General features: G+C 37.2%; 14 protein-coding genes. 3 read left to right on the top strand and 11 right to left on the bottom strand.

Annotated features, from left to right (window positions below; all coding sequences use genetic code 11):
- Positions 1-34: 34 nt before the first annotated feature.
- On the top strand, positions 35-622 hold the full coding sequence (ruvC, locus tag H9N25_RS17480) for a crossover junction endodeoxyribonuclease RuvC (protein ID WP_190326702.1): 588 nt from the start codon (positions 35-37) through the stop codon (positions 620-622).
- A gap of 403 nt (positions 623-1,025) precedes the next feature.
- Here the strand turns inward: ruvC and H9N25_RS17485 are convergent, their stop codons facing one another.
- The 3 genes from H9N25_RS17485 to H9N25_RS17495 form a co-directional block, all read right to left on the bottom strand.
- Positions 1,026-1,916, bottom strand: coding sequence for a DUF4349 domain-containing protein (locus H9N25_RS17485; protein ID WP_190326703.1), 891 nt, complete (start codon positions 1,914-1,916; stop codon positions 1,026-1,028).
- Positions 1,917-2,929: 1,013 nt separating this feature from the next.
- Complete coding sequence (locus H9N25_RS17490) at positions 2,930-3,148, bottom strand: hypothetical protein (RefSeq protein ID WP_029278686.1); 219 nt, start codon at positions 3,146-3,148, stop codon at positions 2,930-2,932.
- Positions 3,149-3,205: 57 nt separating this feature from the next.
- Positions 3,206-3,973 carry a 5'-nucleotidase, lipoprotein e(P4) family gene (locus H9N25_RS17495; RefSeq protein WP_190326704.1) on the bottom strand — a complete coding sequence of 256 codons (768 nt, stop codon included), beginning with the start codon at positions 3,971-3,973 and terminating at the stop codon, positions 3,206-3,208.
- 172 nt (positions 3,974-4,145) lie between these two features.
- Here H9N25_RS17495 and H9N25_RS17500 point away from each other — a divergent pair, with 172 nt between their 5' ends.
- Positions 4,146-4,778, top strand: coding sequence for a PKD domain-containing protein (locus H9N25_RS17500; RefSeq protein WP_190326705.1), 633 nt, complete (start codon positions 4,146-4,148; stop codon positions 4,776-4,778).
- 344 nt (positions 4,779-5,122) lie between these two features.
- Here H9N25_RS17500 and atpG read toward each other — a convergent pair whose 3' ends face one another.
- The 8 genes from atpG to H9N25_RS17540 all read right to left on the bottom strand — a co-directional run bounded on the left by atpG (position 5,123) and on the right by H9N25_RS17540 (position 11,278).
- Positions 5,123-6,019: an ATP synthase F1 subunit gamma gene (atpG, locus tag H9N25_RS17505; RefSeq protein WP_190326706.1), complete on the bottom strand. Its 897-nt coding sequence runs from the start codon at positions 6,017-6,019 to the stop codon at positions 5,123-5,125.
- A gap of 87 nt (positions 6,020-6,106) precedes the next feature.
- Positions 6,107-7,681, bottom strand: coding sequence for a F0F1 ATP synthase subunit alpha (gene atpA, locus H9N25_RS17510; protein WP_167297190.1), 1,575 nt, complete (start codon positions 7,679-7,681; stop codon positions 6,107-6,109).
- Between the two features lie 141 nt (positions 7,682-7,822).
- Positions 7,823-8,362 carry an ATP synthase F1 subunit delta gene (gene atpH / locus H9N25_RS17515; RefSeq protein WP_190326707.1) on the bottom strand — a complete coding sequence of 180 codons (540 nt, stop codon included), beginning with the start codon at positions 8,360-8,362 and terminating at the stop codon, positions 7,823-7,825.
- A 61-nt stretch (positions 8,363-8,423) separates the two neighbouring features.
- Positions 8,424-8,918, bottom strand: a complete 495-nt coding sequence (locus tag H9N25_RS17520; protein WP_190326708.1) for a F0F1 ATP synthase subunit B — start codon at positions 8,916-8,918, stop codon at positions 8,424-8,426.
- Positions 8,919-9,005: 87 nt separating this feature from the next.
- Positions 9,006-9,221, bottom strand: coding sequence for an ATP synthase F0 subunit C (gene atpE / locus H9N25_RS17525; RefSeq protein WP_113947677.1), 216 nt, complete (start codon positions 9,219-9,221; stop codon positions 9,006-9,008).
- A gap of 42 nt (positions 9,222-9,263) precedes the next feature.
- Complete coding sequence (gene atpB, locus H9N25_RS17530; RefSeq protein ID WP_190326709.1) at positions 9,264-10,433, bottom strand: F0F1 ATP synthase subunit A; 1,170 nt, start codon at positions 10,431-10,433, stop codon at positions 9,264-9,266.
- 14 nt (positions 10,434-10,447) lie between these two features.
- Positions 10,448-10,837: a hypothetical protein gene (locus H9N25_RS17535; protein ID WP_167297193.1), complete on the bottom strand. Its 390-nt coding sequence runs from the start codon at positions 10,835-10,837 to the stop codon at positions 10,448-10,450.
- A 216-nt stretch (positions 10,838-11,053) separates the two neighbouring features.
- The gene (locus H9N25_RS17540) at positions 11,054-11,278 is read right to left on the bottom strand and encodes an AtpZ/AtpI family protein (RefSeq protein ID WP_167297194.1); all 225 of its coding nucleotides are present in this window, start codon (positions 11,276-11,278) and stop codon (positions 11,054-11,056) included.
- Between the two features lie 110 nt (positions 11,279-11,388).
- Here H9N25_RS17540 and porW point away from each other — a divergent pair, with 110 nt between their 5' ends.
- Positions 11,389-14,154: a type IX secretion system periplasmic lipoprotein PorW/SprE gene (gene porW / locus H9N25_RS17545; protein ID WP_190326710.1), complete on the top strand. Its 2,766-nt coding sequence runs from the start codon at positions 11,389-11,391 to the stop codon at positions 14,152-14,154.
- Positions 14,155-14,165: the final 11 nt, after the last annotated feature.

Consider the following 14,165-nt stretch of genomic DNA (forward strand, 5'->3'; position numbering starts at 1 on the left):
TTTTTAGTTTGCAAATATGCTTAATATTGCTGTAATGTTGAACGAAAAAAAGGAACGGGTTATTATGGGCATAGATCCCGGCACTGCGGTGATGGGTTATGGCGTAATTTTAGAGAAGGGAAATAAAACAGAACTGATCAGTTTAGGCGTGGTAAAGATGACCCATTTAGATGATCCTTTTCTTAAGCTTCAGCGGATATTCGAAAAAACAGTGGTTTTGATCGATCAGTACAAGCCCGATGTTCTGGCCATCGAAGCACCGTTTTATGGAAAAAATATTCAGGTATTGTTAAAACTGGGTCGGGCGCAGGGCATTGCCATTGCAGCTGCACTCTCCAGAAATATCTCGGTGACTGAATATTCTCCACGTAAGATCAAACAATCGATTACGGGTAGCGGAAATGCCACTAAAGAGCAAGTGGCAGCCATGTTGCAACGCTTGTTAAATTTCAAGGAAACACCAGAGTTTTTAGATGCCACCGATGGTTTGGCTGTAGCCGTTTGCCATTCTTTTCAAAAAATTACCTCAGGAGGGAAATCCAAAACCTATTCGGGCTGGGAATCTTTTGTAAGTGATAACAAAACCAAGGTTAAAGGTATCACGGTTAAGGCAAAGAAATAGTTCTCATTTCCAAGTTCCCGTTACCCTGAATTTATTTCAGAGTCTATTTAGCAGGAAAGATGCTGAAATAAATTCAGCATGACGATCGCGTTAGTCAGTTGCCCATAAATAAAAAAACTTTATAAAAAATGGTTCGTGCGAACACGAACCATGGAGAGCGTTGGTGAGCCACCATAATGTTATTGAGTAGATAAATTAAAAACGATGTCATCCTGGGGTACCGGGGTATCGTCATTCCCAACTTGATTGGGAATCCTAATGCTATAAGCTTTAAGATTCCTGCATACGCGGGAATGACGCCCAATTTTAGAATCTATCATTGATAGCCTCGAAAGACGGTGTTGATCTACTACACGTAATGGCCTTCGACTAGGCCCAGACTGACAATTGATAGAACAGATGATTATTGCCGAGCCCGATCAATCATATTTTTAGTCGCTTCATCCATTGCTAATTTATTCTTACGGATAAAATATTTTATAGTGAAGAAGATTGCAATCCCTACCAATATTAACATCCATAAATTGGAAATTGCGATGATAATTTCTTTAAAAATTGTCCAACCATTTACAATGCCCAACCAAAGTCTGTTCATAAATGCCGGACGGTAATCGTACAGATTGTCATTGGCAACAATCATCGTTTTAATGGTATTATCCTGATAAAAATTAAGGGTAATGGTACTGAATTTTACGCGACTATCGATTTGCATATTCTCGATTCTCTTGTCTACATAATCGTCTTTGATGTAAAGAGAAGATTCCACATTGGCACTTTTCTTCGAGGCTACTTTATTGATCTTTTCAATCGCATCGACCCGATTCTGTGCTTTTAGCTTATTGGATAAATAGGCGATACTTTGATCGTCCATCTTCATCGATTGGTTATCCACAAAAACCGCCATTTTTGCAATGGTATTGGTAAATTCATCCAATTTCTCCGACGGAACTTTTGCTACGAGATAACCCTGGGTGCGATAGGAAGTAATTTCTTTAAGCGAATCGGTAGATTGTTTAACCTTATCAGTTTCTTGGATGGTACTTTCGATCGAGAATTCAGCAACAGTCCCTCCTTCGGCTTTAATGGCTTTACTGAGCTGTTCTTTGGTGTTTTGAACGTTCTTAACCCTAAAACGCATGTCAGCAGTTTTAATAATTTTAGCTGTACTTGTACTATCTGTAGGCACTCTTAATTCATTCGCGACGATAGCTTCGGAGCTGGCATACTTTTCATTCGATTTTTGGCAGCCAAAAATTGTTAAAACTATGGCTATAGCAATTATATTCCTTTTCATGATTCAGTGGTTCTAAAAAATTAATCATTTTAAATATCTGCTTCAAATGGCCATTAGAAGTTTTGCGTTTTGGGTTGGTTTGTAACGCTCTTTTCACTTAATACTACAAAGTGATTTAGGTAACCCAAAAAACAAATTGTTTATATAGAGATGTTATATAGCCTACATTTCCATAAAGTAAAAAGGCAAAAACAAAAATGACAGTCACAATGTAAAACCGAAAGCCGCAGAACTGTCGGGTTTTGGATAGGAAAGGTTTGCCTAAGTAATTTAAACCTGGCAGTAGCGGGCACAGAACGAAGGGAGGTAAAGCGGATGGCAGGACTATCGGAACCGATAACCACAGTACCCTGCTTTTCAAAAAAAGAAAGTTATATTTCCAGTAAAACAGTTATTGGTACCAGAAAACCTATTTTATTTTTTTGAAAAGCAAATACAGAAGCGATTGGGCTACAGCAGCCCCGTCATTTGCTTTAGCCCCGATGAAGAATCGGGGGCTGCCGCGGCTGTCGGGTTTAGGATAGAAAGGTCTGCCTAAGTAATTTAAACCTGACAGGAGCGAGCACCGAACGCAGGGAGGTAAAGCGGATGGCAGGACTATCGGAACCGATAACCACAGGACCCTGCTTTTCAAAAAAAGAAGATTACATTTCCAGCAAAACAGCCATTGGTATCAGAAAACCTATTTTATTTTTTTGAAAAGCAAATACAGAAGCGGTCGGGTTTAGTGCGGAAAGGTTGCCCCAAGTAACTTAAACTGCGTAGAGGGTTTGTAACACAGAACTGCTGTTATTAAACCTGATAAAGCGAAAAGCCCACAACGAGGCACGAGTGAGGACTTGAAGCGATAGCAGGACTACAGGCCGCCATTAACAGATTACCAAACGTTTTCAAAAAAATATTTTATTCTTTATCCTAACCATGTAAACTTCTCAGGTTTTGACAGGGCATATAAAACAAAAAAGCCGGTGATGAATGAACATAACCGGCTTTATATTTTGATAGTAGAACGCTTAAGCGTCTAATATTTTGAATACACCTTTAATGGCAATAATTGCACCGATGAACAAAACAATCCAGGATGCTAAAGATACCTGCCACGAATCGTAAGCGAAACGCGCGTAAGTACCTACCATGCAAACCAGTACACCAAAAATCATTAATTTATAAATTCCTGGCTGGTTAGCCGTTTTCATACTTTCTGTATTGTGCTTTAATTCGTTGTTCTCCATAATGTTTATTTTTATGATACTGCAAAAGTAATACTTATTGCTGAATAATTATAAAACTTAGTAACTTTTTAATCGTTCTAATCTTTGTTTCGCTTTATCTTTATCACTAAGTTTTTCTCCCTGATACAAAGGCTTTTCCCAATCGCCATACATGGGGTTTGGCAATACGATATACTTTGTTCCAAATAGGTTCTGATTTGCATTTACCTCTTCAAAGGTATTTTTATTTTCGCGATAAAAAATGTTGCTGAAATCGCTTAAATTATCGCCACATAACAGAAGGATATTATGCGTTTCCGTAATTTTTTGGCGGCGAGGTTCTTTATTTGAGGTTCCTTTCGAGACTACCAAATGTGCATCATCTGCATAAGGAAAGCCAAAGTGTTGCAGGTTTTTCAATGTTGCTGTATAATCTTTTTCATCGCGGTTACTCACATAAAAGGTTTCGATATGCTTTGATGCTGCAAACTTTAAAAAAGCCAAAGCCCCAGGAACGGTATCGGCCTGGGCCAGATTCGTCCATTCGGTCCAATCTGCAGGCAAGTAACTCAGTCCTTTCTTAATTTCATGTCCCTGAAAAGCCGAGTTGTCCAAAACCGTCTCGTCTATATCTACGATCACACAATTTGGCTTCTTACTCGTATCGGCCCATAAAGCTTCCTTTAATGATAAACGGGCAAAGTTGTAAGCTTGGAAACATAAGGCGCGGTATTCGCCCGAGCTTTGTTGCCAAAGCACCGCATTGGTATAGTCTCTCGCTGGATTTTGAGCCACAGCAGCAAATGGCAGCACAAACGATATAATGATGAATAGGTATTTTTTCATGATTTGGAATTAAAATTCAAAGATATAAACTCTTGTGATGCAGCATTCATTTAAACATCATTTAAATCATATTACGATAAATTCACAACAAAAAATCACAAATAGTTCATCTATTAATTTTTTAGTTATAGAAATTTATTAGTTTTGAGTACACACAAATAAAATCATTATTATGAAATCTAAAACCTTATTAGGGCTAGCTATTGCCCTATTTTTTCTAGCGGCTTGCAAGAAACAATCTAATCCAGAAATTAGTACAACCGATTTTAACATTAATAAAAAGTCATTGTATTTAACGCAATCAATTGAGCTTAATGCAAAAGATGCAACTGCAGGTAGCAATTATGTTTGGAATTACGGCGATGGAACTATTGAAACCAAGGGAAGTAAAACTGAACATCAGTACAAAACTTCTGGCATTTTTGAAGTGACTTTGACCGTTTACAACAAGACTAGTAAGATAAAAGTAAGGGTACTTCCCGGAGATATCAGTTACCAAATTAAAAATAACAGCACCTTCGACCTGGATCTGAATTCTTATGTAAACCTACCTGCTAATACAGTGAGATCAGTATTAAAGCCAAATGGGCTCTCTGATACTATTTATGTTAAATTACAGGCTACAGGAAATTTATTGCAGCTTACAAACATTAGTGGCAATGCGAAAGGAAAAGCTTTTCGTTTTGATGATATGTTTTGGCAAAAAGATTCTATGCATAACATCCTATCAGTAAATAACGATACTAAAATTCAGCTTGGCGCACATGGGGAACTAGGAATTAGTTCTACACTTGGGAATTTATAACAATCAGTATAAAACACAAAGCCCGTTCCTAACCGAGGCGGGCTTTATGTTTTATAAAAATTTTAACTGTTTGAAAAGTTTCTGCTACCGCTTACGATAGGGCTAATGTTTCTGCTTCAGTATAAGCTTATTTACAGTTAGAGGATTTTATTTTAACCCTTTCACTTAGGTTCAGCGGCAAAAGATTATTGCTTCTTTTTTTCAATAATCCATAAAAACCATAATGATTTTGGATTACAGACTGTATTAACAACAAAAAACCCATTCCAATTAAGAAATGGGTTTTGTATTTTATATAACCAATACGTACTGCTAACTCAAAACTGTGAGCTGCAAACTAAATGTTATCCGTTCAATGCTGCTGCACCACTTACAATCTCAGTTAACTCAGTTGTAATTGCTGCCTGACGTGCCTGATTATATGAGAGTTTTAAGGCCTTCAATAATTCGCCAGCATTTTCAGTTGCTTTATCCATTGATGTCATACGTGCACCATGCTCAGAAGCATGAGAATCTAACACGGCTTTGTACAACTGGATTTTAATTGATTTAGGAATTAACTGCTCTACAATTTCTTCTTGAGAAGGTTCTAAAATATAATCAACGTTTGTTGTTTTCTTATCAGTTTTTAGATCCGTTGGCGTTTCTTCTGCTTTAGGCAGAGGCAACAACTGCTCAGTAGTAATAAATTGCACTGCTGCGTTTCTAAAACGGTTATAAACTACTTCTACTTTATCAAACTCACCTTTAATAAAACCGGCCATAATCGCATCCGTAATTTTGGTTACGTTTTCGAAAGTTAAAGCCGAATACACTTCGTTATTGTTGCCAATAACGTTGTATTTACGCTTTTCATAAAAGTCTTGAGTTTTCTTACCGATAGAAATAATGCTCACATTACCGTTTTTCAACTGTTCGCTATATTTTTCGGCAATTAAATTGTTGGCCGCTTTAATTACGTTCATGTTAAAAGCACCAGCCAAACCACGATTTGATGATACAGTAACAATTAAAACCTTATTGGGCTCACGTTCCTGGATAAAAGGTGATGAAGAGCCTTCTAAACTTGCTGATAGATTACCTAAAATCTCTTTCAGTTTAGTTGCATAAGGGCGTAAAGCGATAATTGCGTTGGTAGCACGTTTCAACTTAGCCGCCGAAACCATTTTCATAGCTTTGGTGATTTGCTGTGTTGATTGTACCGATGCAATCCGGTTTCTTACTTCTTTTAAATTAGCCATTTTTTAAGTATCGAGTATTAAGTGTCAAGTATCAAGAATGGATTCGTTTATCTGTCTTGATACTTGATACTCATTACTTGTATCTAATTAGTATTTACTTGAAATCTCTTTTGCTACTGTATCTAAAACACCAGTAATGCTGTCATCAAATTTACCAGCTTTTAATGCCGCTAAAGTTTCTGGATGACGTAATTCCAATTGGGTCAAAAATTCAGTTTCAAATTCTTTAACCTTGTTAACCGGAACACTACGCATTAAGTTTTTAGTACCAGCGTAAACAATTGCAACTTGTTTCTCAACAGTAAACGGAGAGAACTGTGCTTGTTTCAACATTTCTACGTTACGTGCACCTTTATCTAATACCGATTTAGTTGCAGCATCTAAGTCAGAACCAAATTTAGAGAAAGCCTCTAACTCGCGGTATTGAGCCTGATCTAATTTTAAAGTACCTGCTACTTTTTTCATCGATTTGATCTGTGCATTACCACCCACACGTGATACCGAGATACCTACGTTAATAGCCGGACGGATACCTGAGTTAAACAAGTTAGACTCTAAGAAGATCTGACCATCGGTAATCGAAATTACGTTGGTTGGGATATACGCTGATACGTCACCTGCCTGAGTTTCGATAATTGGTAAAGCTGTTAATGAACCACCACCTTTAACGATGTGTTTAATCGACTCAGGTAAATCGTTCATGTTTTTAGCGATATCATCGTTAGCGTTGATTTTTGCAGCTCTTTCTAACAAACGACTGTGTAAGTAGAAAACGTCTCCTGGATAAGCTTCACGGCCCGGTGGACGACGAAGTAATAAAGATACCTCACGATAAGCAACAGCTTGTTTAGATAAATCATCATAAACAATTAAAGCTGGTTTACCAGTATCACGGAAAAATTCGCCAATCGCAGCACCTGCAAACGGCGCATAGAACTGCATTGGAGCAGGATCTGCAGCCGAAGCAGCAACAACAACTGTATATGGTAAAGCACCGTTTTCCTCCAGTGTACGTACAATGTTAGCTACAGTAGAGTTTTTCTGGCCGATAGCTACATAAATACAGAACACAGGCTGGCCTGCTTCATAAAATTCTTTTTGGTTGATAATGGTATCGATACAAACGGCAGTTTTACCAATCTGACGGTCGCCGATAACCAACTCACGTTGACCACGACCGATTGGAATCATTGCATCAATTGCTTTAATACCAGTTTGTAAAGGCTCGTTTACCGGCTGACGGTAAATTACACCTGGTGCTTTACGCTCTAAAGGCATTTCGTAAGTTTCACCTAAGATTGGACCTTTACCATCTAAAGGCTCACCTAAAGTGTTCACTACGCGGCCAAGCATACCTTCACCAACTTTAATAGAGGCAATTTTTTTGGTACGTTTAATGGTATCTCCTTCTTTGATCTCGTCTGAAGCACCCAAAAGTACCACACCAACGTTATCTTCTTCAAGGTTTAATACAATACCTTGCAGGCCGTTTGCAAATTCAACTAATTCTCCCGATTGAACTTTAGTTAAACCGTAAACACGGGCAATACCGTCGCCCACTTGCAACACGGTACCAACTTCTTCCAGTTCGGTTTCTGATTTGAAGCCCGCCAATTGCTGTCTGATAATTGCCGATACTTCGTCTGGTCTTACCTCTACCATAATTTTACTTTATATCTTTTTGTAAATGTTTAGTGCTTAGCGCATGGCGCTTGGCATTTATTTGCCATCCGCTTATCGCAATATTTTTTTGTTTGGCGTTTGTCGCATGGCGTTTTCCGCTATACGCTTATGGCCTCGCGCTTACTGCGCAAATTCTTTTCTTAGTTTACTTAAACCGCTGGCAATACTTGCATCAAATTGCTTATCACCAACTTTTAATATAAAACCACCGATTAATTTTTCGTTAATTTTTTCGTTAACAATAACCTGGTTGGCGTTTAATTCTCTTTTTACAATTGCAACAATCTGCTCTTTAGCAGCAGGGCTTAGCGCACTTGCAGTAGTTACATCAGCAGTAACAATACCCTTAATTAAGTTATATTGTTGAACGAACTGTTTAGCGGTGGCAAATAAAATCGCCGAACGGCCTTTGTTTACTACAATCTTGAAAAACGAGATGGTTAGTTTACTTACTTTATCAGCAAAAATACCGTTCAAAATACCAGTCTTTTTATCTAAAGGTACAATCGGGTTTTTTAATATTGCTTCTAGTTCAGGGGTTTCATCAACCACTTTCTCAAACAAAACCATATCATTATAAGAAGCTTCTAACGCATTGTTTTCAACGGCTAGGTCTATTAATGATTTGGCGTATCTGCTTGCAACTTTAATTTCTGACATATCTTTTGGGTTGGCGTTTAGCGGCTGGCGTTTAACACGCTTATCGCTTTACGCAATACGCTTAGTTTAATTCAACGTCTTTTAACAAGTTAGCTACTAAAGTTTCTTGTTTTGCTTTATCATCTAATTGCGTACGTAAAACACGTTCTGCAATTTCTAATGATAAAGAAGAAACCTGGTCTTTAACTTCAGCTAAAGCTGCTTTCTTTTGGTTCTCGATTTCGATTTTAGCTTTCTCGATCAATTTAGCACCTTCAACCTGAGCTTGTTTTTTAGCTTCGTTTAAGATACCATCTTTCAAGGTTTTCGCTTCCTTTAAAATCTCATCGCGTTCTGCACGGGCCTGTTGCATCAAATCCTGATTCTGGCTGGTTAAACGCGCCATTTCTTGTTTGGCCAATTCAGCTTTGTTAAGGGCCTCATCAATGCTTTGCTCACGGTCGTGAATAGCTCCCATAATTGGGGTCCAAGCAAACTTTTTTAGCAATATTAATAACAGTATAAAAGCAATAAAGGTCCAGAAAACTAATCCTATACTTGGGGTAACTAATTCCATTTTATCTAATTTTTTTAATCTTAATCTTCTAATAAAGACTGGAAAATAACCAATCGTTAAATTCCAGCCTTATTTCTTTCAGTGTAATTACGCTGGATTGTTTCCTAAGAACGCAACTACAACACCGAATAAAGCAGCACCCTCAATAAGGGCAGCAGCGATAATCATTGCAGTCTGAATTTTTGATGCAGCTTCTGGTTGACGAGCAATACCTTCCATTGCTTTACCACCTACTTGACCGATACCGATACCTGCACCGATTACTGCTAAACCGGCACCAATTGCCGCGATTGAACCTACCATAACTAATTTAATTTATATTAATTTGTAAAAAATAGTTTTCTGTTAATGATGTTCTTCTACTGCCATACCAATAAACAAGGCAGTTAATAATGTAAAAATAAAAGCCTGTAAAAATGCTACCAGTAACTCCAATACATCCATAAATAAAACGAATGCAACTGAAACCGGAGCGATTCCGAAACTTTTGAAAATAAAGATCAGGGATACTAAACTTAATACGATAATGTGACCAGCGGTAATGTTCGCGAACAAACGTACCATTAAAGCAAAAGGCTTAGAAATTACTCCAATCAACTCTACTGGAATCATGATGATGTACATCCATTTTGGCACATCAGGCAATAAAATATGCTTCCAGTAATATTTATTACCATTTAGGTTAACAATAATCATCGTACATAAAGCCAGAACAAAAGTTACAGCTATATTACCTGTTACGTTAGATCCGCCTGGGAAAATAGGAATCAAGCCCAATAAGTTGTTAATCAAAATAAAGAAAAACACACTCAAAAGAAACGGTAAAAATTTAGCGTATTTATGGCCAATGTTTGGCTTGGCAATATCATCTCTTACAAAAACCATAATTGGCTCTAAGAAAGACTGCAAACCTTTTGGAGCTTTACCAACGCGTTTTTTATATGCACCTGCTACCGAAATAAATATCACTAACAAAAGAGCAACACCCAAAAATAAAGCAGCTACATTTTTTGTAATAGATAAATCAATCAGTTTCGCTGTTGCAGCTTCATCTACGTTGCCATCAGCCCCAACAATTTTAATGTTTTTATTGAAGAAGTTCTGCCCCATCGCTTGTTTAGCAGCATCTGCCACATAACGATATTTATTATGAGCGCCTTGGTAATCTTGTTCTCCATGATGGAAATGGCCCGATGAGAAAACCTCTAAACCATTCGGTGTATATAATATTATTGGCAAAGGCAATGAAGTATGCCCCCAAAGATGCCACACATGCGAATCAGCAATGTGCTCCATAATTACTTCGGTAGGTTCGAATTTTTTTTCTTCATGCCCAGCAGCGCCATGTTCACCCGAAACAGCTTCGGAAGATCCGGCAACAGCACTATCAACAGGTACAACAGCGCTATCAACCTGAGCGAAAGTATCAATTTTGATAGATAAAAACGCGATTAAAAGCGTAAAAACAATAGTTAGCCTTTTAACTTTAGACACAAAAACTCGGTTACAATCCATTTATTGGCAGTTTTTTACTTTAAATTTTGGTGGCGCAAGTTACGTAACAAACAGTAAACTTCAAAGACCGAAAACAATAAATATAAAGAAAAAAAATTAAGCAGAAATACAAGCCCAATTCCCTTTGCTTTTATACTGTAAATCAGCACAAAACCCATACAAAATAACATCTTCACTGCAATTGATCCCATAATAGCCATAATACCCACTTCAGGATCTCGTTTTATCCCTATATCGACAACCATGTAGGCTATATAAGTAATACCAGCCAAAAAGCCGAACATTACCCAAAAGTTATTTACAAAAAGCTGTGTATTGGGGAATAATAAAGGTAAAACGGCGATAACGCCTATTAATAAGCCTACGAAAATGAAATAGATACTGGTAAATTTGGCTAGAGTCAATGGAATAATTTCTTAGCAAATAAAAACTTTTGCAAAGATAAGGTTTTTAGTATCAAGTAACTAATGAAGATTGCTTAATTGTTATTATTGTTTTATTGCTAGATTGTTAGGCGCTTTCGACCAATAATAAAACCATTGAGCAATTTAACAATTGCTTGAAAGTTGCGCTATACAATTTAATCTTACTTGGGGTAACTGAAAATTGCCAACTAAAAACTAATCCCTCGTAGCCTGCCTAATGGCCTGGTACAATGCAATTCCTACCCCTGCCAATGCAAAAGCAGCGGTAATTAAATTGGTTTTACTGTTTCTATGCTCATCGATCTTGTAACCTATAAAAGTAAGCAAACCAATGGTAGCAATCATTTGGAAGCCAATAGCAGAATATTTAGCAGCGGCATTTACCTTTTTCTTTGTATCTTCTTCTTTCTGATTTTCCATTTTTTAATGCAATAATTAAATTAACTTTGAATAATTAAAATTTGTTGCCAAATAAAATATTTTTCTACATATATTGTTTATTGTATATCCACCTAAGAGATTTATCATACTTGAAAAATTACGCTAACAAAAACTTAAATCCCTTCTTCATCTTTTTTAGTGCCCTCCTTATATATGGCTGTGTCGCAAATAAAGATACAGCAATAGATCGTAGGTTTCAGAACTTAACGGCAAGGTATAACTATATTTATAACGCTAATGTTTTATTAACCGAGTATAATGAGAGCCTATTGCAAAGTTATGCAGATAATTATGAAAAAACCCTGTCTGTTTACCTCGATCCTGAGCCCCAGATAAACTTAGTGCTTACACCAGGAATAGCGAATAAACAGCTTGATGATGTGATTGCCAAAGGGCAAACCGTTATAAACGATAAAAGTTTTAGTAATTATATTGATGATGCCTATATGCTTTTGGGCAAGGCTAATTACTTAAAAGGCAACTATTTTATCGCAACAGAATACTTTGATTATACAGCTAAAACCTATAACAATGATCTAAAAACATTTATTATGGCCATGAACTGGAAAGTACGTAGCCAAATGCAATTAAACAATATGGTGCTGGCCGATAAAATTCTCGATACCATGTTGCGTGCTTCTGATGAATTAAAAAAAGACCTGGCAGAACCTTTGGCTACTGCTGCTCAGATGCGCATTTATCAGAAACGGAATAAAGAAGCTATTTTATTTTTAGAGTCGGCCATTGCACTCCCAGCCGAAAAACAGCTTCGTATTCGCTGGCGCTTTATTTTGGCTCAATTACAGGAAAAAGAAAAGAATCTTCAGGATGCCTATGCTAACTTCACCAAGGTAGAAAAAAGCAATGCCCCTTTCGAAATGTATTTTCATGCCAATTTAAACCGTATTAAACTACGTGCACTTTTAAGCGGCGTAAAACTGAACAAGGAAGAACAGCTTCTGGCTTTATTAAAAGATGATAAAAATTTCGATTATACTGATCAGATCTATTATCAGGTTGGTGAGCTTTTCTCTGCGGAAGGAAATTTTGTAAAAGCCGAAGAAAACTACCATAAATCAGTTGCAAAGAGTACAAGAAACCAAACCCAGAAAGCATTGTCTTATTTAAAGATTGCAGACTTAAACTTTAAAGAGTTTAACAACTACATTAAGGCAAAACTGTACTATGATAGCACAGTAATGATTTTACCTAAAAATTTTCCTGATTACGATAACATTGTTAAAAAAGCCAACAATCTTCAATATTTAACCGATCGATATACTATTATCGCCAAAGAAGATACTGCGCAAGCCATAGCAAAACTTCCGACAGGTGAGCGTGAGGCTAAGGTTAAAGCTTACTTAACGCCAAAAGTTGAGGTTAGCAGTACCGGAGGAGTAATTAGCAACCAGTATTTAAACGACCCTGATTTCCCTAATCAATCGTTAAATGCTTCGAACAAAATTGCCGGAAATACCTTCTATTTTAACAATAACACAGCAATAAGTAACGGTTTTGGTGATTTTAAAAAGCGCTGGGGCAATAGGCAGCTGGAAGATAACTGGAGGCAAAGTACCCGATCTTCCGCTCAGGAAACCAATCAGATTTTGGCAGGAGGAAATGTAGCTACTGAAATAAAACCTGCAAATGGAGCACCCAATCAAGCGGCTACTGACCAGACATCATTAGAAAAACAGTTTTTAGATGCCTTGCCTACCACACCAGCACTATTGGCTATATCTGATCAAAAGATTATTGACGCTTATTTCGAGATCGCAAGCTTTTATCAACAGGAGCTGAACGATAAATCAGAAGCAAACAAGATATATCTCGAACTGATTAAAAGATATCCTGAAAATAATCACCTGGTCGCCATTTATTACAGTTTATATCTCAATTATAAAGGTATTGATGAAGCAAAATCAGATCAGTACAAACAGTTGGTACTAACAAAATTCCCTGAATCTAATTTTGCAAAGAATATTTTAGATCCGTCCTACTCTGCCAAACAGACCCAGATGGAGAACATTGCTATTAACAATTACAATGTGGCCTTTGATGCCTATGCTAAAAAAGATTATGCTAATGTGATAAAACAAGCAGATGATAACATTGCTGCTTTTCCTAATAATGATCTGGCACCGCAATACGCCTATTTAAAGGCAATTGCTATTGGCCGCACAGCAAAGGTTGATCCCCTGCTTAACGAATTTAACCAGATTACCACACTTTATCCAAATGATAAAATTATTACCCCATTGGTACGCGATCATTTAAAATATATAGAAGCAAACCTTGAGGAATTTAAAAAAAGACCGCTTGCCCTTATCGATTTCGATGCCAACGCACCACGTTTTGTAGGTCAGGCCACACCGATTACCGTTACAACAAAACCTTTAGTAACAGATAATGCCGCTAAAAAAACTGTTGAATCTGCCCCTGTTGCGAAACCCGTTGAAGTTAAGCCAGTTGATCCGACAAAGCCTGTCAGCATTTTTAGTGCAGCAAAATCGGAAGAATATTATTACGTAATCGACGTGGCCGATGCCACTTTAACCCTGAGTTCATCACGTTTCGGTATAGGCCAATTTAACCGCGGAAATTATCCTGACAATGATTTGGTACATAAATTGGTAGAACTGGATAATGATCAACTGATTTACATCACAAGTTTTGTCGATCTTGAAGATGCAAAAATTTACGAAGCAAGTATTATCGGTCAATTAAAGAACATTATGAAAGTTCCGGCCAGCTTATATAAAGGTTTTATCATCAGCAAAGAAAACTTCGAAAAGCTAACAGACCGTTCGCGTATTAACGAATATCTGGAGTTTTTAAAAGACAATTACAAATAAGGAACATGGTT

Origin of the sequence: Pedobacter riviphilus (assembly GCF_014692875.1) — a bacterium.
GTDB classification, from domain to species: Bacteria; Bacteroidota; Bacteroidia; order Sphingobacteriales; family Sphingobacteriaceae; genus Pedobacter; species Pedobacter riviphilus.